This window comes from Adhaeribacter pallidiroseus (assembly GCF_003340495.1).
Taxonomy (GTDB): Bacteria; Bacteroidota; Bacteroidia; order Cytophagales; family Hymenobacteraceae; genus Adhaeribacter; species Adhaeribacter pallidiroseus.
This window is the reverse complement of the sequence record NZ_QASA01000001.1, coordinates 6035293-6054395: the sequence shown is the minus strand read 5'-3', so window position 1 is coordinate 6054395 and position 19103 is coordinate 6035293. Positions and strand designations below refer to the sequence as shown.

Sequence of the window (19103 nt, the reverse complement as noted above, 5' to 3'; positions counted from 1 at the left end):
TGATTAGTTTAAATACCGCTACTGTTATAGTAAATCCAGTATTTATAACGAGGTAAAGAATCCACGAACAGCAAAAGGTTTGTACCAACTGTTAAATCTTATTCTTCAAAGTGGTAATCTAAACCATTGGTAGTTGAATTAACATCAACTACAAACGTTAAAGGAGCCGCTGCCCTTTTACTTACTTTTGTTCCGGATGGGGGTGCCTCAAAAGGTAAAATTTTAAATTCGTAATCTTTACCTTCGGAGCTTATTTTAATATAGGGGTAATCTTTACTGCCAAACTTTTTGTAAGTGGATGTTTCCTGGGAATTTATGCGGCCATAATCATTTTCAGTTGTTCCAACTTTTATATACACATTGGTAAAGGTATAAGGAGTATTATTTTTAACGCGGTAGGTACTTTTGTTAAATTCCTCCTTTTTACAAGCAAGTGTAGTTATTGCTAAGAAAGCTAAGATTAAGGCGTATCTCATGGTAGGGGTTTTTAGTTTATGACCCATTTGCAAACAATATAGTTGCAAGCCTATTCTTATACTTCACAATATTTATCCGGGCTAATTACATAACCACCTATTTTACTATATCTTACGCATTTAAAAAATCAAATAGAAAAATACTATTAAGTAAAAAGCAAAAAACCGGGGAAACCCGGTTCTTTCGCTTTTTATCCTACTGCAATATTTAAACAGAAGCTTTTTTAAGATTTATTACAAATTCACTACCCGCACGCTTTTACCACCCCTACCGGTACTATCAAAAGTCCGGAGTTTAATGGCGCCGGTTTCAATGATTGGGCCAGTGTACAGTTTACTTTTTACGGTGGGTTCCGTACCATCGGCAGTATAACGGATAGTTAAACCGGGCAATTGCACGTTGGCCGTAACTTTGCCATTCTGCACAATGGCGCCGGGCAAGGGTAAGCGGTACCGGAAGCCGCCGCGGTACCGGTCCAGGCGGGACAGTTCCCGTTTGCCGAGTACATTGGCAAACTGCGACCAGGCTTGCTGGTATTGCGCTTCGCTTTTTACGGAATCTTTCTCCAGGGCCCAGTCGGGCTCCGGGGCCCAGGCGCGCTCGGCTAATCCCAGTAATTTGGGTAGCAGCATGTACTCCATGCGTTCCGGGCTGATAATAGTTTCGGCCCACAGTAAGCCCTGAATGCCCACAATGTTGTTTTTTCCAAACTCGGTGAGCCGCTCTTTCCCCGCAAAAATGGTTCTGGGCAGGAGTTTCCCAAACTTATCGGTTTTGGTGTTTTTGTAGTAGTTAAACGGAATAAAGCGGAATGGTTTATCTACGTCTACGTAACTGCCCCAGTAAAAACCGGGTTCTTCGAAGGTGTTGTTATAAGCCATATCCATGTACAAATGGGTTACGTTGGAGAGCACTACCTTGTAACCGGCGTTGGCCAAACGATAAGGTAAATCTTCGGCCCCGCTTCCCAAAACATTATTCCAGACATCTACGTGAATGTTTTCGTTTACCAGGCTCGGATTGGGAATGTAATGCTTCTGGCCATCTATTTCGGTTTTGCGCATGGCTACTTCTTCCCAACCCGATAGGTACAAATTGCGGGTTTTTAAAATTTCGTTTACTTTCCCGAAGTAGTAATACCACATATCGTCCACGGAAGTAAAGCGTTCGTCTTGCTGCATCAATTTTTGCACTTGCGGCGATTTTACCCAAACCCCGTTCGGTACTTCGTCGCCGCCGAAATGAATGGTTTGCAGCGTAGCGCCGGCTTCCTTGTACATTTCCCGCACCTCATCTACTACGGTTTCCATAAAATTATACACCGAGGGCAAAGCTACGTTTATCACGTTATCGTTCCAGTTCTGCACCGATTGGTATTCGGATTTATCGTTGATATCGCGGAGCAGGTATTTTTCGGCTGCCTCTCTTTGTCCTGCTCCTAAAAGGCGCGTGTATCGGGCATCCATGGCTTTAATAGCGGCGCGGGCATGGCCCGGCGTCTCAATTTCCGGGATTACTTTTATGTTGCGATCGCGGGCATATTTTAAAATTTCCACAAAATCAGCGCGGGTGTAAAAACCGGAACCCGGTGGGCCGGTACTTACCGGGCCAGATCCGTACGAAGGTGGTAAGTTATTGCGGCTATCCAGGGTATGCGCGCGTTTCGAGCCAAACTCCGTGAGTTCGGGCAAGGTTTTAATTTCCAAGCGCCAGCCTTCATCGTCGTTTAAGTGAAAATGCAATACGTTTAGCTTATACAAAGCCATTAAGTCAAGAATTTTTAATACTTGCTTTTTCGGCTGAAAATTACGCGCCACATCCAGCATCACGGCCCGATGATTAAACCGGGGAGAATCAGTTATTTCTACTCCTTTAATAGATACACTTTTTAGTTTGCCATCCAGGGCGGTACCCGGCAGCATAGTTTTTAAAGATTGCATGCCGTAAAACATGCCCGCGGGGGCAGTAGCGTTAATAATGATTTCTTGGGGCGTAACCCGTAATTCGTATGCTTCTGGTCCTAAGCCTTCTTTTTTTATTAAGCGGATGGCCTTACCCTCGCCAGTATTTTTAAAGGTTAATTTTTTACCAAATACCGCGGCCAGATCGTTAGCCAGCATCTCGGCCTCTGGAAAATAATCAGCAGGGGTAATAATAGGTATGTCTGGTGTTAAAATAAACTCCGTATTGGTTTCGCGGTAACTAGCCGGCGTTGGAAAAACCTGGGGCAATTTAGTAGCTACCATATCTTCGGTAGCTTTATTTTGCTGAAATATTGCTTCGGGAGTAGCCAGTGTAATAGTGGGGCTGTTACCGCCACCGGGCAAACTTTGTTCGGCTTGCGTGGGCACGGTAACCGTTACGGGTGCCATCGCTAAACCCTGCCGGGGATTAGTATCCTGAACAAAATAAAAGCCCGAAGGGGCATCGGTAATATTTAGCGCAGAGCCGCCGGTAATAAATGAAATGCGGGTGGAGTTGCCCGTTACCATTATTCTAAAATCGGGCCGCGGAGTTATTTCAAATAAATCGCCGTTCAGGTGCTGGATATTTACGGTTCCGCGCACCGAGCTCGGAATAATAGAGCGGTTATAGTTAAAATAAATTTTCCAGCCGGTAGCGGGCAAAGCGCCCGTTGATTTATTCGTAAAGGTTAGAGTAGATAAAAACTGCGCTTTGTTCTGATAATTATTTTCGTTTATCTCCCAGTTTGTCACTAACTTCTGTGGATCTAACGCAGCGGGCTGGCTCCTAGCCAGAGTAAAATTTAAAAAAATAGTCCCTAACGCGACCCAAAAAATTTTAAAATAGTGGTTAGTAGAAGTAGACATTTCGCAATGGAGTAAACTAAACAAAAAAGAAAAACGCACCGGGTTTTATATTAAAATAAAAGTCCTACTGGTACGCACCGGTAGGACTTTTAGCCGATAAATAAAAAGCCAAAGCTTTTTTCAGAATTGGCTTGTTGTTGTTTAAAAGTAAAGGGCAATAGTTAGTCATACTTGGGTTTATTCTTTTTTTCCTGCTTTTCGGCTCTTTTCTCTTTTTCGGTTTTAGTAGGTTTTTTCTTTACTTCCTTTTTGGCATCTTGTGCTTTTCCCATGATTATTCAGTTTAAATGTTTACAAAACTCTCTTTCTTTTCTTTAACTTTTAAGCTTAATAAAAGTTACTTTAAAACCGGAGCAAGTCCGAATCGGGTGGCGTATAACCTAATTGCCGGCTCATGGAAACTACCTGGCCTTTATGATGGCATTCGTGGGTAATTACGTGCGTAAATAGCGCCAGCGGCGTGGCTTCTTTCGTTGTTTTCCGCCAGGGTATTTCGCCAATAACCGGGGTTAGCCACTTATCCTGAAAATGCTCTAAAAACTTTTCGGTTAACTCGTTTACATCCCGAAAAATCCGGCGTACCTCATTTATATTAATCACCGTTAATGGTTGAATTATAGGTAATTCCTGGATTTGCGCAAAACCACCTAACCAAAACTGGTACGTGTTAGCCGTGTGTACCAATAAATGGCGCATACTGCTGGCCCCAAAAGTGAGTAATTCTTCCGTAAAATGCGCGATGGTTACCGTATCCAAATAACTAAACAAAACGGCCCGGGCACTTTGCATCAATTTATACTGCTGATTTAAGACATCCATAAACCGAGCGATTTTACAAGCAAAAAACTACTTTGTAGTACTTACCAGTGTTTTTATTGAATAAATTAATTAACGCTAAGTTACAAATCTTTATTACAAATGAAACAGCAAATCTAAAACGGGAATCAAACTTTTTAAATCAATTTGACCAGCCATTCGGTTGTGAAGCGTAATAATTTTCTATCTTCGTAACTGATCAAAAATCTTAACCTCTCTTTATGAAATATTTAGTTTGCCTTTGCCTGGCTAGTTGCCTTTTTTTTAAAAATAATCAAGCCTTTGCTCAAACGGCGGGTTCTACTTCCGGCGGACCTACCTGGCTCAATCACATTGCGTTGCACGTAAACGATTTAAAAACCACCACCAGCTTTTACGAGAATTTTTTACAGTTAAAACAAATACCTGAGCCTTTTAAGGATGGCTTGCACACTTGGTTTACCGTGGGCGAAAAAGCGCATTTACATTTAATACAAGGCAAAAAACGTGAAACCAGCTACGATAAAGGCGAACATTTATGCTTTAGCGTGGCCTCCGTAGAAGATTTTATTGCGCGGTTAAATAAAGCCAATATTAAATTTGAGAACTGGGCAGGCAAACCTCAGGAATATACTTTACGCACTGACGGCGTAAAGCAAGTGTATTTTCAGGACCCGGATGGCCACTGGATAGAAGTAAACGATGCCAAAGAATAAGCTGCTTTTTAGCAAAAATTTAAAAAACTTACCCCTTCGGTAAGTTTTTTTTTATAAGCACCGGTTCTACTTGCGGTCGCTGTGGCCCAGGGGCTTGTCGGGGGCAATCATATCGCGGATGAGTTGTTTAACTTCTTTCGCTTCCGGAAAACGGCCCGCCTCTTTGCGCGAGAAAATTAATTCATCGTTTAGCCGGATATCCAGTACCCCACCCGTGCCCGGCACTAAGGCCACTTCGCCCATTTCGAGTTCAAAGGTAGTTAACACTTCCTGCGCGAGCCAGGCAGCCCGTAGCAACCAGCGGCATTGCGTGCAGTAATTAATTTCTAAACGAGGCGCAGGCATAGGAGTAGATAGTTGTTAGTTATTAGTTATTAGTTGTTAGTTACTGGTAATTAGCTTTTTGTTGTTCCGTACGTTCACCCAGGGAGTAACGTAGATTTTCCTTTTTGTTATATTAATAGTTTGGCGGAAACCTACTAAAAAATTAAAAAAACGTTTGTTTTGGACGTAGTATACAAACAAAGCTAAGGCTTAGTAGTTACCGGTAAACAAATTATATTTACTGTATTAATTTAGAACGAGCGTTATACTAAATACCTAAAAATATGGAATCATTAAAAGGCAAAATTGCCCTGGTTACCGGCGCCGGAAAAGGCATTGGCCGGGCCATCGCCATTGCTTTAGCCAAAGAAGGAGTACACGTTGGATTACTAGCCCGCAACTCCAGCCAGTTACAGGGCGTAGCCAACCAGATTCAAGGGCTGGGGGTTAAAACCTCGGTTGTAGTTGCCGATGTAGCCAATAGAAACGCCGTAGATGCTGCTGCCACGCAAATAAAAAAGAATCTGGGCCCCATAGATATTTTAATAAACAATGCCGGTACGGGTACCTTTGCCAAATTCCTGGAGATGGAACCTACCGAATGGGAAAACATTATTAAGGTAAATTTACTAGGCGTGTATTACATGACCCGCGCCGTGCTGCCCGAGATGATTGAACGCCAAACCGGTGATATTATCAATATTTCGTCGACGGCGGGCCAGCGGGGAGCGGCTCTTACCAGTGCCTACAGCGCTTCCAAATTTGGCGTAATGGGCCTAACCGAATCGTTGATGCAGGAAGTACGGAAACATAATATCCGGGTAAGCGCCTTAACACCCAGTACCGTAGCCACCGAGTTAGCTATCGCAAACAAACTCACCGACGGCAACCCTGAAAAAGTAATGCAACCCGAAGATTTGGCCGAATTAGTAATTGCTCAGCTTAAACTAAACCGGCGGGTATTTATCAAAGAAGCCGGCATGTGGTCTACCAATCCTCAATGAGTTGGAGATTAGACACTAGATATTAGATATTCAACTTTTATTGGAGTAAATAATTACGTTACAAAAACCTATGCCATTATAGCAAATAGTAAAAGTAACCGGATTTTACCTAGTTGTTTAAAAGAAGGTCCCAAGGAATCATCTTGGACCTTCTTTTTTTAAATTTTTATTTTTTATCCGCTGCTGGTAAACGGTCGCCCATTTGCCGTTCTACCATCCAGCCCGGATATCTTTTTTCCGGTAAACTTACGGCATTTAGTTCATCTAAATCTGTAGCTGAGAGTTCGAAAGTTGTGGAGTGAATGTTAGAGGCTAATTGTTCCGGCGTTTTTGCCCCGATAATGGTGCTGGTTACGCCTTTTTGCTGCCGCACCCAAGCTAAAGCTATTTCCGCCGCCGATACGTTATAGCTTTCGCCTAAACGAATCAATACATCAATAACATCGTAGGCTTTTTCTTTATCAATCACCGGAAAGTCAAAAGAGTCGCGCCGCGATTGACCGCCGGTGTTGGTTTGGTTGCGGGTAAATTTGCCGGATAAAAAGCCACCGGCCAGCGGGCTCCAAGGCATAAAACCTACTTGTTCTTCCAGAGCCAACGGAATTAATTCTTGCTCCACATCGCGGTTAGCGGCCGCGTAAAAATACTGCATGGCCACAAACTCGTGCCAGCCGCGCTGTTTCGCAATACCCAGGGCTTTCATCACCATCCAGGCCGGCCAGTTACATACGCCCACGTACCGCACCTTGCCGCTGGTAACCACATCGTGCAGGCTGTGTACAATTTGCTCTACCGAAGTTACCGCATCTACGCCGTGCACATACAGCAAATCAATATGATCTAGTTGCAGGCGCTGCAAACTTTCTTCTACGGATTGCATGATATGATAGCGCGATAAGCCAATTTGGTTAACGCCGGGCGCCATGCGGCCCCGCACTTTGGTAGCAATAAACAACTCGTTGCGCGCCAGACCGGCCTGTTTTATGCCTTCGCCCAGTAATTGCTCGGATTGCCCGAAGGAGTACACGTTAGCCGTATCAATAAAATTGATGCCTGCATCAACAACGGATTTCAATAAGTTGGTGGCTTCGTCCTGGGTTTGCTTGCCAATGGCCTCCCAATAACCTTGTCCCCCGAAAGTCATGGTACCGAAGCACAGTTCCGAAACCAGCACCCCGGTATTTCCTAATAAGTTGTATTTCATAATTTTAGTTAAAATTTAAAAAATCAGAGCCTAGAAATCTATTAATCTACTTAATACCCGTAAACTACGCGTTTGTTTTAATTCTGCCTGAGAAACAATTTACTAAAAAAGGCCGGCGGAAATAATCCAGCCGGCCTCGAACATAAAACAAAAATTTAAAAAATTAGATGGCTTCTACTTCCGTTAACGCCGGATAGTCGATGTAACCGTTTTCGTCGCCGGCGTAAAAAGTATTTTTATCAGGTGCATTTAATTCCACATTTTGGGCAAAACGTTCCGGTAAATCCGGATTAGCAATAAACGGTACGCCAAAAGCTACTAAATCCGCTAAACCAGCGGCAATTATTTGGTTACCGGTTTCCTGGCTAAAGCCTTTGTTAATGATTAAAGTACCGTTGTATAAAGGCCGGAAGTGCTTCGCAATTTCGGTAACCGCGTAAGGTACGTTTTCTACGGGCGTAAAGGGCTCCGATAAATGCACGTAAGCCAGGTGGTAGTCGTTTAAACGCTGTACAATGTATTCAAAAGTCGGAATAGTTTCTTCGTCGATGGTAATGCCGCTCATGCCGTGCAACGATGGATTAAGCCGTATGCCTACTTTATTTAAACTAATTACTTCTTTCAGCGCCTCCAGGGTTTCGAATAAAAAACGCGCCCGGTTTTCGATGGAGCCGCCGTATTGGTCGGTGCGCTGGTTCGATACTTTGTTGAAAAACTGCTGAAATAAATAGCCATTACTGGCGTGTAGTTCTACCCCATCAAAGCCTGCTTCTAATGCATTGGCGGCAGCTTTTTTAAAATCCTGTACAATGGCTTGTACTTCGTGGGTTTCCAGGGCGCGAGGCGTTACCGTATCTTTAAAACCCAGCGGGGTAAAAGATTTATCGTTCGGGTTAATGGCCGAAGGCGCCACCGGCAGTTCACCGTTATGAAAGTCGGGGTGCGAAATCCGGCCGACGTGCCATAACTGCGCAAATATTTTTCCTTCTTTCGCGTGTACGGCGTTGGTTACCAGTTGCCAGCCTTTTACCTGCGCTTCGGAGTAAATACCGGGCGTATTAATGTAACCTACGCCCTGGGCACTTACTTGCGTACCTTCCGAAATAATTAAACCGGCCGAAGCCCGTTGCTCGTAATACTGGGCGGTTAACTTAGTAGCAGCGTTATCAGGATTAGCGGCCCGGCTCCGCGTCATGGGAGCCATTACTACCCGGTTTTTTAAAGCGAAAGGACCTAATTGGTAAGAAGTTAAAAGTGGTTGATTTTCCATGTTTTTTTTTGTTAATTTTTTAATTTTTGTGATTACAATAGTTGTATATACAAGTTTTTGTTTAAAATTTTTTACTCCCGCGATTTATCTAACAACTGCCCCAATGCACTAGCTTCCTCGGAACTAATGGCCGGGAACAACTCTTCGAAGGGAGGAATTTTTGCTTCTATTTGCTTTAATAAAGCTAAGCCCGCCTCGGTAATGGTAATTTCAATTTTGCGGCGGTTATTAGGGCATTGGCAGCGAGCCACCAAATCTTTTTCGAGCAGTTTATCTACTAAGCGGGTCGCGTTGCTCATACGGTCGAGCATGCGCTCCTGAATATCGCCCAAAGAACAAGGATCGGGATGCTGGCCCCGCAAAATACTTAATACATTGTGCTGCTGGGGCGAAATATTGAATTCGCGCATCATACATAGCAACCGCTTTTGCAGAAAATTGCCCGTAAACATAATGTTTACCATCATCCGGTGGTACGGCGATTTAAAGCTTTTCTGTTTTATTTCGTCTTCGAGTTTCAAAACGGTTTAAGGTAATGGTTAAACTACTGACCTAAAGGTACAAGCTATATTTGTATATACAACAATGGTAACTACAATGTTTTAAATTTTTAAATTATTCTTCCGAAAGCACTTTGTTTATGGTAGCACTTATCTGATTATAAGGAACAAACCCGTTCGCTACCAAGTACAATTGATCCTGCTTTTGCAGCACTACCGCCGGGAAACCCGTAATACCCCATTGCTGGGCCCCGGCAAATTCTTCCTGTGCTTTAGCCAAATAAGCTGGGTCCGCAAATTTTTGGGTAAAAGTTTCGGCAGAAATCTCCGCTTGTTCGGCTAATGGCAGATAAGCCGTTGGTTCGTTTAAACTTTTTCCTCCCTGAAACATGAGTTTTTGAATGGCGTGGGCCCATGTTACCTGCTTACCAGGTTGCGCTTCTTTTAAGATACAAAGGGCGATGGCCGGCGGCGTAGAATTACTGATGTACGTAACATCCGACAGTAACCCGTTTAAGTAAGCTTCCCCAAAAGTTACCCCGGTTGTTTCGGTTACCCTGGGGCTGGCCTGTCTAATGTACGTAGCCATGTTGGTTATGGGCCCTACCCGGCTACCCGTAATCATACCGCCGCTTATAACCTTAAATTCTAATGAATCGGTGTATTTTTCGTGCAGTTTTACGATTACCGGGCCAAACCCATAACACCAGCCGCACAAGGCATCGTAGATGTAATACAGCGTTGTATCTTTTTGTTGCATAAATATATTTAGACCAGCAAGGCTGGGTAAATTTTTAAATTTTTACCCTGCTACGCTCTATTTTTAAGTAAAGAAATAAATAGTAGCAGGTGTTACGACAAACTGCAAAGTATGATCTCCTTCGTGGATATCCTGAATTAAGGGAACAGGCAGTTCTTCTAAAGATAAACCAACTGAAATCGTATCGGGTCGGCATAAATTTAAAAAACGGTCGTAATAGCCTTTGCCATAGCCTACCCGGTGTCCTTTTTCATCGAAAGCCAGCAATGGTACCAGTACCAAGTCCATTAAAGATTCCGTTACACCAGTCGCCTTAACAGGCTCCGGAATTCCCCATTTATTTGATTGTAAATCCGTTTCGGGCGTAAGTAAACCATGCGAAAGCGTTTGATTAGCTCCATCGGTAACCGGTACGGCAATTTTAATATCCGGAAAATTAGCTTGTAAATGCTGAATGATAAACCAAGTGTTTACTTCATTTTTGGAGGCAATCGGTAAAAAAACATGAATGGTACGTAAGCCGCTTACCGGGAAATTTTTAAAAAATTGCTGACAAATCTGCTGACTGCGCGCCGTAATTTCGGCGGGCAAATAGCTTTGGCGTTTTAGCAGCATTTCCTGGCGCAGCGTTGCTTTCTGCATTATTTATTCTTCTTCCAGAATGGTAAACTTAGCGGCAAAAGGCTCAAAAGCCTCGTACACGTGTTGAATAAAATTTGGATTATTGGTCTGGTAAGTTAGCAGGTTATCGATGCGTTCCTGCAAGGTGCCGTTCGGGAATAATTTATCTTTTAAAGAAGTAAGCTGATTATAGACCGTCTCGTACTTGGTATCGTTGGCTTTTACAATTTTCTTTTCCAGTACGGTTAAAGCGTTAAAAGCCTTTTGCGCTTCGGCTGCTACGGTTTTGGTTAAGGTCGGGTCAATGGCGGCGGCCAACTTTTCTACTTGGGCAAAAGCCGCTTCCACTTGTTTCTTTTCTTCGTTCAGGTGCAATTCTTCGTCTTGGTAAGCGGCGGTTACCTGTTTTTTAAGCGTCGGTAAATCCTGAAACAAATCGGTGGGTTGCAAACCTAGTTTCTGCATCCGGGCTGCGTGATTTTTGGCAATGTACAAACCGGAATTTCGCAACATTAAAGCCGGGAAAGAAACCTGGTAATAATCGAACAAATCTTTCAGCTGGAACCAGTACGCAATCTCGGCGCCACCGCCGATGTAACACAAATTAGGCAGTAAAATTTCTTCGTAAAGCGGCCGTAGAATTACGTTCGGGCTAAATTTTTCCGGTTGGGTTTCAACTAAATTTAAAATTTCTTCCTGGCTAAAAGTTAAATTGGTGTTTAAAACCCGGTAGTGGTCTTCTTCCCGAACCAATCGTTCGCGCACGTTATCATCCAGGTAAAATAAGTTGATTTCGCGCGGAGTTACTTGCGTTTTATAACCGGCGGTGGCTAGTTTTTCGTTAGTGGCGGTTACCAGTTTGTACGCCGTTTGTTCTGTTAACTCTTTCGTAATTACTGGCTTTAAAGCTTGTTTTAAGGCTGGTGCATCGGCATCGATGCTGATTAAACCAAATTCGCCAAAAAGCTCGTTCGCCAAAAAGCGGGTAGCGGCGGCTAAGGTATCAAACTTGGTGTACGCTTGTTCAAAAAGCGGGTAATTTTCGGGTAGGGATTCAATTAACGAAAAAATAGTATCGGTTTTAAAACGACCTACGGCTCCTTTTTGATCAGTTTCCCAGGCGTAAGGTTTACCGAACAAAGTAAAATGATTAATCTCAGCAAAATCGTGATCTTCGGTGGCCATCCAATAAATCGGCACAAAGTTATACGCGGGATATTGCTCTTGCAGGTGCTCCGCCGTTTTAATGGCGCTTATTATTTTGTAAATAAAATAAAGCGGACCGGTAAAAAGGCTTAATTGGTGCCCGGTGGTAATGGTAAACGTATTGGGTTGTTGCAGCAAATCCAGGTTTTTCCGAACCTTAGCGGGCACTTCGGACAAAGAAGCGTATTGGCGCTCTAATTCCTGACACAGTAAGTTCCGCTGCTCCGGGGTAAATTGTTTTTCGGTGAGCTGTTCTTTCAGGTTTTCGGGCGTTGGGAAACGATGATAAAAAGGAGCTAGCTTGGAATTTTGCTGTAAATAATCAATTACAAGCGACGAAAAAGCGTTGGTAGCACTGTAATCTAATTGCGAAATTTTCATTCGGAGGCATTTTTGGTGGTCGGCTGGCGCCGTATCGCAAAGTAACATGTTATTTTAGAAGTTTAGTAGGGATTTTCTCTGAAAACACTTTTAACTCTTTTATCGGGGAAGCAGCCGGTAATTTAAGTTTACGAAGAGTAACAAAAATGCATGCAAATAGTTATGCTGCCCCGATAATTACTTCCGAGCCAAGTACAAAGTTTAAACCCGAAGTAAAATTTAAAAAAATTAGCAAATTAAGAATAGATTCTGCTGCTAGGTTTTAGACTATACAAAAAAAGGATACCCACTTGGGCATCCTTTTTTAAATTTTTAAATTTTACGGCTGCTTTTAATGCGTTAAAAGCATTTTGTTTAAAGCAGCTGCTTCGTTTATTACTTCCCCATACAAATCAAAGTCGGTGCAGCTCACTATTTTAACCGGCGCAAAATCACCAATCCGGATGTATTGATTGCTGGCGGGTACTAATACTTCGTTGTCTACTTCCGGGGAGTCGTATTGCGTACGTCCTACGTAATAACCGCTCTCTTTCCGGTCGAACAATACTTGATACGTTTGTCCCACGCGCGCTTCGTTCATTTCCAGCGAAATGCCTTGCTGTAGTTCCATAATGGCGTCGGCCCGTTCTTGTTTTACTTCGTCGGGTACGGTGTCGCCCAGCGTGTGTGCGTGGGTATTTTCTTCGTGCGAATACGTAAAAATGCCCAACCGGTCGAAGCGCGTTTTTTCTACGAAGTCGTATAGTTCTTCAAAATCCTGCTCGGTTTCGCCCGGGTGGCCGGCAATTAAAGTAGTCCGCAAAGCAATACTGGGTACCCGTTGCCGGATGGTATCTACTAATTCAATGGTCCGGCGTTTACTTATTCCGCGGCGCATGGTTTTAAGCATGTTATCGGAGATGTGCTGCAAAGGCATATCCAGATATTTGCAGATATTCGCGCGTTCCGCCATTACTTCCAGCGCTTCCATCGGAAACTGCGACGGATAAGCGTACTGCATCCGGATCCAATCAATACCGGGCACATCCGATAAATTCCGTAACAAATCGGCTAGTTTGCGTTCACCGTAGTGCTGCAAACCGTAGTAGGTTAAATCCTGGGCGATTAAAATAAGTTCTTTCGTACCCATCGCGGCCAACCGATTGGCTTCTTTTACTAAATCTTCGATGGAGCGATCCACGTGTTTGCCGCGCATCAGCGGAATAGCGCAGAAAGAACAAGGACGGTTGCAGCCTTCGGCAATTTTAAAATAAGCGTAGTGCTTGGGCGTAGTAAGCAAGCGTTCGCCAATTAATTCATGCTTGTAATCAGCCTCTAAGGTTTTGAGCAGCTGCGGCATTTCCAGCGTACCAAAATAGGCATCCACCTGCGGAATTTCGGCTTCCAGCGAATCTTTGTAGCGCTGCGACAAACAACCCGTAACGTATAATTTATCAATATTGCCGGCTTCTTTCTCGTCGGCGTATTGCAGAATGGTGTCAATGGATTCCTGCTTGGCGTTATCGATAAAACCGCAGGTATTTATAATAATGATGTTGGCATCGTTCTTCTCGCTTTCGTGGGTAACCGCAAAATCGTTGCCGCGCAATTGCCCCATTAATACTTCGGAATCCACCAGGTTTTTAGAACAACCCAGCGTAATTACGTTTACCTTATCTTTTTTTAATGTTCTTACTTTCACGAATATTTCGGTGATGGAATAATGTAAAACAGAAACCCTCTTTTATGTAGATTGGTTCGTTTTGAAACGGTTGGCAAAGGTACGATTTGTTTGGGGAATAAAATACTTAGGCTGGGTATTGGTTTCACTAAAAAGGTTGATTGTCTACTGTTTAGAAAAAGCAGAAAAATTTAAAAAATAAAATACTCCAATGGCCTACCCCGAAATTATAAGTCTGTACTTCCGGATATAGCGGTTGCTTTATGATTACCCGTTACGAAAAAACTTTATTTATTAAATTATGAAATAAGTAAACAGGTTTAATCTTTCTTAAATATATTTAAGATAAACAGCTTCATTACCGCTGAAAATCACTTTTTTACCTCATGCGTAAAACCGCTCAAAACGTATTCAATAAAACGTTCTATGAAATTGAATACAATCCGGAACTAAATATTATTGATACTTTTTGGATTGGTTACTCCTCGCAAGCTGATTTAAAAAAAGCTTGTCAATTAGGCCTGGAACTTACCCAGCAAGTAAAATGCCCTTATAAGTTAAACGACAATGCCCTTTTTACCGGCCCCTGGGAATCAGCGGTACCTTGGTTGAAAAAAGAATGGTTACCGAAAGCAGTGGAGGCAGGAGTTCGTTACCTGGCCCATGTTGCGTTGCCAGATTCATTTGGCGAACAGGCTGGCGAGGTAATGCAAGTAAGTTTAATTGGCCAACTATTGCAAGTTCGTATTTTTACCTCCCGCGAAGCCGGACTTATCTGGTTAAAAAGTTGCCAGCAAGTTAACGGGCATTTACAACCTTCTTTCGCTTAATACTTTTAAACCGTTTTTATTACACCGGAGGTAAGCAGGTCAGGTGGACTTAGCTTACACTACCTGGTAAACAAAAAAGCGTAGATATTTCCCTACGCTCCTGTATAAATGATGGTAAATAAAATTTAGGTTAACTTATAGACAGGTTCTCTGCTTTTTTAAATTTTTTACTTCGAGAACAGCGAATCTACAAATTCGTGCTTGTCAAACACCTGCAAGTCGTCGATTTTCTCACCCACACCAATGTATTTCACCGGAATTTTAAATTCATCGGAGATGCCAATCACTACGCCCCCTTTGGCGGTTCCGTCTAGTTTAGTAATTGCCAATGCGGTAACATCCGTAGCTTTGGTAAATTCACGGGCCTGAATAACGGCGTTCTGGCCGGTGCTGCCATCGAGCACCAGCAACACTTCGTGCGGCGCTTGTTCAATAAACTTCTGCATCACGCGCTTAATTTTGGTAAGCTCGTTCATTAAGCCTACTTTGTTGTGCAGGCGGCCGGCAGTATCAATAATCACCACGTCCGCTTCCATTTCTACACCTCTTTTTACCGCATCAAAAGCCACCGAAGCCGGATCGGTATTCATGCCGTGCGAAATAACCGGCACGCCTACCCGTTCGCCCCAAATAATAAGCTGGTCTACGGCGGCGGCCCGGAAAGTATCGGCGGCTCCCAGTACTACTTTTTTGCCGGCTTTATGAAACTGCGCGGCCAGCTTACCAATGGTAGTAGTTTTACCTACGCCGTTTACCCCTACCACCATAATCACGTAAGGCTTTATATTAGCGGGTAAAACAAATTCAGCCGTAGCCTTGCCCGAGTTATTTTCTTCGAGTAAAGCGGCAATTTCTTCCCGCAAGATCCGGTCCAGTTCCGACGTACTCACGTACTTATCGCGGGCCACCCGGTCTTCGATGCGTTTAATAATTTTAATAGTAGTTTGCACCCCCACATCCGAGTGCACGAGCGTATCTTCCAAATCGTCCAGTACTTCTTCGTCTACTTTCGATTTTCCGACCACCGCTTTGCTGAGTTGGTCGAAAAAGCTGGTTTTGGTTTTTTCCAAACCTTTATCCAGCGATTCTTTTTTTTCTTTACTGAAGAAGTCAAAAAGTCCCATGGTGGTAATTACTTCTGAACGGTATAATAAATAATCTAATCTGCGTAACTATAAACAGAAAAAGTCCCGACAAAGATTGTGGGACTTTCTGGTATTATTTTAAAGCAATAGCCGCAATTATTTGGCTGCTAAAAATTCCTGCACTTTATCTACAGGCACCATTTCTTCTCTAAAGGTATAAGCACCCGTTTTAGGTGATTTTACTGCTTTTATAACTTTTGCCCAATCTTTACCAGTGGAGGTTTTCAGGGTCGCAACTACTTTCTTAGCCATGGTTATTTAATTTCTTTGTGTACAGTAACTTTTCTCAGGTTCGGGTTAAATTTTTTCATTTCTAACCGCTCTGGGGTGTTCTTGCGATTTTTGGTAGTAATATATCGGGAAGTACCTGGAACGCCGGAATTTTTCTGCTCGGTGCATTCCATTATTACCTGTACTCGGTTTCCTTTTTTAGCCATCTCAACTGTATTTTGAATTAGGACTGCAAATATAGCGGATTAAACTTTTATTTACAAGTTCAAAAATCTAAAAATTTATACTTGCCCCCAACAAGCATACTCTTGGTTTCTACTTCTATCCGTAAAAATACGCTATTTAATTAATTACCCCTTAAACAGTACCGCATATCTAGCATTTAGTTTTATTTTAAAGCTGTTTTTTAAACTTTGCCTTTTTAAAATCCGATATGCCATTCATACTTAAAAGTATTGCTTACAAATACCAAATTAAGCAGTATCAAATAACCAGCTTACAACTCTTTAGCCACGAAAAAATTTGAACTGCAGAATAAACGTAATATTGCGGTAACTTTAACAAACCATAGAACCTATTTAACTACTATTTCCGTATTTGTACTAATTACTGATTTTTTTGACAATTAATTTCATCTTTAAACTTTAACTTTGTCGACCTACTAGCTGCTAAAACATGTACCTAAACAACCAAACTACTTGTATTATCCCTTTTTATAATGAAGAATATCGGGTTTTTCAGGTTTTGGAAGTGGTTACGCAAATAAAGAATATTACGCAAATAATTTGTGTAGATGATGGCTCGGATGATGATACGGCTGATATTATTCCGGATTACTGGCCTACGGTAGAACTCATTCGCTTACCTTATAACCAAGGCAAGGCAGCGGCGATTCGGCATGGTTTACAAATAGCCCAACACGAGAATATTTTATTAATGGATGCCGATTTACGGGACATTGATAAAACCGAAATTGAAAAAGCTATTCAAGCCATAACTCGGCATAATCTGGATATGCTTATTTTGCGCCGCATCAATGCTCCCTGGTTCGTAAAATTTGACCGCGGGGATATTTTGTTATCGGGTGAGCGGATTGTGAAAAAGAAAGATCTACTTAAAGTTTTTAACCAGGAAGTGAATCGTTACCAGGTAGAATTAGCCATAAACCTGTACATGCAAAAACATAAGCGTAACGTTGGCTGGATGCCCTGGTCCGCTACTAATACCTACAAGTCGGAAAAGATTGGCTTGGTTGCCGGCTACAAAAAAGAATTTGAAATGTTTACCGATATTGTACTCTACGCCGGCTTCCGGAATATAGTAAAACAGATTAGCTCCTTTGCTACAAAAAAAGTAAGTCACGAGTAATTTAGGAATAAATAGAACTGTAAGCCTAAGTTTAAATTTTTTAGGCAAAAGTCTTATTTCAACGCGGGCAACACCAAATCATCGAAGGCACTGGGCTTTGCCATAAACGCTTCTATTTCCGCAATAGTACGGGGCGCCGCTACCGATAAGTTCTCCCATCCTTTTTCGGTAATTAAAATATCATCTTCGATGCGGATACCCATGCCCCACCACTTTTTATTACAAGGACTTCCTTCGGGTATGTAAATGCCGGGTTCCACGGTAATAACCGTGTTAGCCTGAAATGGGCCGTAGGTACCGGGATCATGTACATCCAAACCTAAATAATGCGATGTGCCGTGCGGAAAATACAGGCTGGCATCTTCTTCTTTTTTAATAATACCTAACTTTTTTAAACCTTGCGCAATAACTCGCTGGGCCGCTTGGTGCGGCGCAACAAAAGGCTTCCCTACCTGGCATTGCGCAAATCCGGCTTCTTGCGCCTCCAGTACCAGTTGATACAATTGTTTTTGCTCGGGCGTAAAAGTACCGGTAGCCGGAATGGTGCGCGTTACATCGGCAGTATAACCGTGGTACTCGGCGCCTACATCCATTAAAACCAAGTTGTTTCCGAGTTGGGGTTTGTCGTTTTCAATGTAATGCAACACGCAGGCGTTATTACCCGCACCCACAATAGAGGGATACCCTTCGTACTCCGAACCGTATTTTTTATACACAAACTCATGCAACCCTTGTACCTCTGTTTCTGACATAGTGGGTTGCATGGCTTTCATGACTTCTTGCTGCCCTACGGCCGAGATAGAAATTGCTTTTCGTAGTAATGTTAACTCTTCGGGGGTTTTTACTTCCCGCATCCGGTCCAGGATGGTGGGCAGAATAGTATTATTAACCTTCGTGTTGCCCGGGTAATTTACTTTTTGTTTGAATTGTTGCACCAGGCTAAATAAATCGGCTTTGTCGCGTGAGTTATCGCGGGTATCTTCGGGTAATTCTTTAATTAAAATACCACCGGTAAAAGTGGCTGCATCCAGATTAAAGTCAGCAAAGCCCGAGTTAAGTAAGATGTTATGAAATCCTAGTTGTTCAGCTACGCCTTTTTCGCCGAGGCGCTTGCCGTTCCATTGTTCCTGCTTCGGGTCGCGGGGCTGAATAAAGATAAGTTCGTGGGTGGGTTTACCGGCTATTGTTTTTTCCGGCGCAAACAATACCAAAACCGCGTTCGGTTCGCGGTAACCGGTTAAGTAATAAAAATCCGGATCTTGGTGATAATGATAATCCACATCGTTGGCCCGATTACGAATTGGATTGGCAAAAAAAACAGCAACGGAGTGAGCCGGCAGTTGTTTAATCAGCAGCTCTCTCCGTTGCCGGTGAAAATCTTTATTCAAAAAATCAGTGGGTTTCTCCGGACTAACTTCGGACTGCGCATAAGCACCTACGCCGAAACTAATTCCTGCCAGCAGCAGGATAAGCCGGAGAGCCGACATTAATTTAAATTTAGTAAACGATGTAACCGTCAGCTACTGCTTTTTTCAGCACCGCCGAAATACCGTTTTTATTAATAGTACGGATCGCCGAAGTAGATACTTTTAAAGTGATCCAGGCATCTTCTTCCGGTACATAAAATTTCTTTTTCTGTAAATTAGGGTAAAACTTACGCTTGGTTTTATTATTTGCGTGGGATACGTTATTACCAACCTGTGGTCTTTTTCCGGTTAAGTCACAAACTCTGGCCATTTCTATCTTTATCTAATTCGTTTATTTTAAAGGGACGCAAATA

Annotated in this window: 20 protein-coding genes; 4 read left to right on the top strand and 16 right to left on the bottom strand. The window is 42.8% G+C overall.

The annotated features are described in order from the left end of the window. Window positions 1–98 precede the first annotated feature (98 nt). The 3 genes from AHMF7616_RS24310 to AHMF7616_RS24300 all read right to left on the bottom strand — a co-directional run bounded on the left by AHMF7616_RS24310 (window position 99) and on the right by AHMF7616_RS24300 (window position 4127). Window positions 99–476, bottom strand: a complete 378-nt coding sequence (locus AHMF7616_RS24310) for a hypothetical protein (protein ID WP_147275779.1) — start codon at window positions 474–476, stop codon at window positions 99–101. Between the two features lie 234 nt (window positions 477–710). Then, entirely contained in the window at window positions 711–3308 is a 2598-nt protein-coding gene (locus AHMF7616_RS24305; RefSeq protein ID WP_115375247.1) for a family 20 glycosylhydrolase, read from the bottom strand. A gap of 342 nt (window positions 3309–3650) precedes the next feature. Further along, window positions 3651–4127: a DinB family protein gene (locus AHMF7616_RS24300; RefSeq protein WP_115375246.1), complete on the bottom strand. Its 477-nt coding sequence runs from the start codon at window positions 4125–4127 to the stop codon at window positions 3651–3653. 218 nt (window positions 4128–4345) lie between these two features. On the opposite strand from AHMF7616_RS24300, the gene AHMF7616_RS24295 reads away from it, so the two are divergent. Further along, a complete protein-coding gene (locus AHMF7616_RS24295; RefSeq protein WP_115375245.1) occupies window positions 4346–4819 on the top strand; it encodes a VOC family protein in 474 nt (157 codons plus the stop codon). Between the two features lie 66 nt (window positions 4820–4885). On the opposite strand, the gene AHMF7616_RS24290 is transcribed toward AHMF7616_RS24295, so the two are convergent. After that, entirely contained in the window at window positions 4886–5164 is a 279-nt protein-coding gene (locus tag AHMF7616_RS24290; protein ID WP_115375244.1) for an Rdx family protein, read from the bottom strand. Between the two features lie 263 nt (window positions 5165–5427). Between AHMF7616_RS24290 and AHMF7616_RS24285 the strand changes: the two genes are divergently transcribed. Further along, entirely contained in the window at window positions 5428–6147 is a 720-nt protein-coding gene (locus AHMF7616_RS24285) for a 3-ketoacyl-ACP reductase (RefSeq protein ID WP_115375243.1), read from the top strand. Window positions 6148–6313: 166 nt separating this feature from the next. On the opposite strand, the gene AHMF7616_RS24280 is transcribed toward AHMF7616_RS24285, so the two are convergent. The 7 genes from AHMF7616_RS24280 to rimO form a co-directional block, all read right to left on the bottom strand. Then, window positions 6314–7351 carry an aldo/keto reductase gene (locus AHMF7616_RS24280; RefSeq protein WP_115375242.1) on the bottom strand — a complete coding sequence of 346 codons (1038 nt, stop codon included), beginning with the start codon at window positions 7349–7351 and terminating at the stop codon, window positions 6314–6316. Between the two features lie 163 nt (window positions 7352–7514). After that, window positions 7515–8621: an alkene reductase gene (locus AHMF7616_RS24275; protein WP_115375241.1), complete on the bottom strand. Its 1107-nt coding sequence runs from the start codon at window positions 8619–8621 to the stop codon at window positions 7515–7517. Between the two features lie 71 nt (window positions 8622–8692). Then, entirely contained in the window at window positions 8693–9142 is a 450-nt protein-coding gene (locus tag AHMF7616_RS24270; protein WP_115375240.1) for a MarR family winged helix-turn-helix transcriptional regulator, read from the bottom strand. 94 nt (window positions 9143–9236) lie between these two features. After that, on the bottom strand, window positions 9237–9881 hold the full coding sequence (locus AHMF7616_RS24265) for a DsbA family protein (RefSeq protein WP_115375239.1): 645 nt from the start codon (window positions 9879–9881) through the stop codon (window positions 9237–9239). A 63-nt stretch (window positions 9882–9944) separates the two neighbouring features. After that, on the bottom strand, window positions 9945–10523 hold the full coding sequence (locus AHMF7616_RS24260) for a 5-formyltetrahydrofolate cyclo-ligase (RefSeq protein ID WP_115375238.1): 579 nt from the start codon (window positions 10521–10523) through the stop codon (window positions 9945–9947). A 3-nt stretch (window positions 10524–10526) separates the two neighbouring features. Then, the gene (gene bshC / locus AHMF7616_RS24255; protein ID WP_115375762.1) at window positions 10527–12089 is read right to left on the bottom strand and encodes a bacillithiol biosynthesis cysteine-adding enzyme BshC; all 1563 of its coding nucleotides are present in this window, start codon (window positions 12087–12089) and stop codon (window positions 10527–10529) included. A gap of 331 nt (window positions 12090–12420) precedes the next feature. Then, on the bottom strand, window positions 12421–13770 hold the full coding sequence (gene rimO, locus AHMF7616_RS24250) for a 30S ribosomal protein S12 methylthiotransferase RimO (protein ID WP_115375237.1): 1350 nt from the start codon (window positions 13768–13770) through the stop codon (window positions 12421–12423). A 365-nt stretch (window positions 13771–14135) separates the two neighbouring features. On the opposite strand from rimO, the gene AHMF7616_RS24245 reads away from it, so the two are divergent. After that, complete coding sequence (locus AHMF7616_RS24245; RefSeq protein WP_115375236.1) at window positions 14136–14579, top strand: hypothetical protein; 444 nt, start codon at window positions 14136–14138, stop codon at window positions 14577–14579. 167 nt (window positions 14580–14746) lie between these two features. Here AHMF7616_RS24245 and ftsY read toward each other — a convergent pair whose 3' ends face one another. The 3 genes from ftsY to rpmG form a co-directional block, all read right to left on the bottom strand. After that, window positions 14747–15703 (bottom strand): signal recognition particle-docking protein FtsY, encoded by a 957-nt coding sequence (gene ftsY / locus AHMF7616_RS24240; protein ID WP_115375235.1) that lies wholly within the window; start codon window positions 15701–15703, stop codon window positions 14747–14749. Between the two features lie 117 nt (window positions 15704–15820). Further along, window positions 15821–15976, bottom strand: coding sequence for a DUF4295 domain-containing protein (locus tag AHMF7616_RS24235; RefSeq protein WP_106932222.1), 156 nt, complete (start codon window positions 15974–15976; stop codon window positions 15821–15823). Window positions 15977–15978: 2 nt separating this feature from the next. Continuing rightward, complete coding sequence (gene rpmG / locus AHMF7616_RS24230; protein ID WP_115375234.1) at window positions 15979–16161, bottom strand: 50S ribosomal protein L33; 183 nt, start codon at window positions 16159–16161, stop codon at window positions 15979–15981. Window positions 16162–16630: 469 nt separating this feature from the next. Between rpmG and AHMF7616_RS24225 the strand changes: the two genes are divergently transcribed. Continuing rightward, the gene (locus AHMF7616_RS24225) at window positions 16631–17323 is read left to right on the top strand and encodes a glycosyltransferase family 2 protein (protein WP_115375233.1); all 693 of its coding nucleotides are present in this window, start codon (window positions 16631–16633) and stop codon (window positions 17321–17323) included. 53 nt (window positions 17324–17376) lie between these two features. On the opposite strand, the gene AHMF7616_RS24220 is transcribed toward AHMF7616_RS24225, so the two are convergent. Both AHMF7616_RS24220 and rpmB read right to left on the bottom strand, forming a co-directional pair. Continuing rightward, window positions 17377–18810: an aminopeptidase P N-terminal domain-containing protein gene (locus tag AHMF7616_RS24220; protein ID WP_115375232.1), complete on the bottom strand. Its 1434-nt coding sequence runs from the start codon at window positions 18808–18810 to the stop codon at window positions 17377–17379. A 10-nt stretch (window positions 18811–18820) separates the two neighbouring features. Next, window positions 18821–19060 (bottom strand): 50S ribosomal protein L28, encoded by a 240-nt coding sequence (gene rpmB / locus AHMF7616_RS24215; RefSeq protein WP_106932218.1) that lies wholly within the window; start codon window positions 19058–19060, stop codon window positions 18821–18823. Between the last annotated feature and the right edge of the window lie 43 nt (window positions 19061–19103).

Excerpts from the sequence above, each read along its gene's own strand:
- AHMF7616_RS24310 (WP_147275779.1), bottom strand. The coding sequence starts at position 476 with ATGAGATACGCCTTAATCTTAGCTTTCTTAGCAATAACTACACTTGCT.
- AHMF7616_RS24305 (WP_115375247.1), bottom strand. The coding sequence starts at position 3,308 with ATGTCTACTTCTACTAACCACTATTTTAAAATTTTTTGGGTCGCGTTA.
- AHMF7616_RS24300 (WP_115375246.1), bottom strand. The coding sequence starts at position 4,127 with ATGGATGTCTTAAATCAGCAGTATAAATTGATGCAAAGTGCCCGGGCC.
- AHMF7616_RS24295 (WP_115375245.1), top strand. The coding sequence starts at position 4,346 with ATGAAATATTTAGTTTGCCTTTGCCTGGCTAGTTGCCTTTTTTTTAAA.
- AHMF7616_RS24290 (WP_115375244.1), bottom strand. The coding sequence starts at position 5,164 with ATGCCTGCGCCTCGTTTAGAAATTAATTACTGCACGCAATGCCGCTGG.
- AHMF7616_RS24285 (WP_115375243.1), top strand. The coding sequence starts at position 5,428 with ATGGAATCATTAAAAGGCAAAATTGCCCTGGTTACCGGCGCCGGAAAA.
- AHMF7616_RS24280 (WP_115375242.1), bottom strand. The coding sequence starts at position 7,351 with ATGAAATACAACTTATTAGGAAATACCGGGGTGCTGGTTTCGGAACTG.
- AHMF7616_RS24275 (WP_115375241.1), bottom strand. The coding sequence starts at position 8,621 with ATGGAAAATCAACCACTTTTAACTTCTTACCAATTAGGTCCTTTCGCT.
- AHMF7616_RS24265 (WP_115375239.1), bottom strand. The coding sequence starts at position 9,881 with ATGCAACAAAAAGATACAACGCTGTATTACATCTACGATGCCTTGTGC.
- AHMF7616_RS24260 (WP_115375238.1), bottom strand. The coding sequence starts at position 10,523 with ATGCAGAAAGCAACGCTGCGCCAGGAAATGCTGCTAAAACGCCAAAGC.
- bshC (WP_115375762.1), bottom strand. The coding sequence starts at position 12,089 with ATGAAAATTTCGCAATTAGATTACAGTGCTACCAACGCTTTTTCGTCG.
- AHMF7616_RS24245 (WP_115375236.1), top strand. The coding sequence starts at position 14,136 with ATGCGTAAAACCGCTCAAAACGTATTCAATAAAACGTTCTATGAAATT.
- ftsY (WP_115375235.1), bottom strand. The coding sequence starts at position 15,703 with ATGGGACTTTTTGACTTCTTCAGTAAAGAAAAAAAAGAATCGCTGGAT.
- AHMF7616_RS24235 (WP_106932222.1), bottom strand. The coding sequence starts at position 15,976 with ATGGCTAAGAAAGTAGTTGCGACCCTGAAAACCTCCACTGGTAAAGAT.
- rpmG (WP_115375234.1), bottom strand. The coding sequence starts at position 16,161 with ATGGCTAAAAAAGGAAACCGAGTACAGGTAATAATGGAATGCACCGAG.
- AHMF7616_RS24225 (WP_115375233.1), top strand. The coding sequence starts at position 16,631 with ATGTACCTAAACAACCAAACTACTTGTATTATCCCTTTTTATAATGAA.
- AHMF7616_RS24220 (WP_115375232.1), bottom strand. The coding sequence starts at position 18,810 with ATGTCGGCTCTCCGGCTTATCCTGCTGCTGGCAGGAATTAGTTTCGGC.
- rpmB (WP_106932218.1), bottom strand. The coding sequence starts at position 19,060 with ATGGCCAGAGTTTGTGACTTAACCGGAAAAAGACCACAGGTTGGTAAT.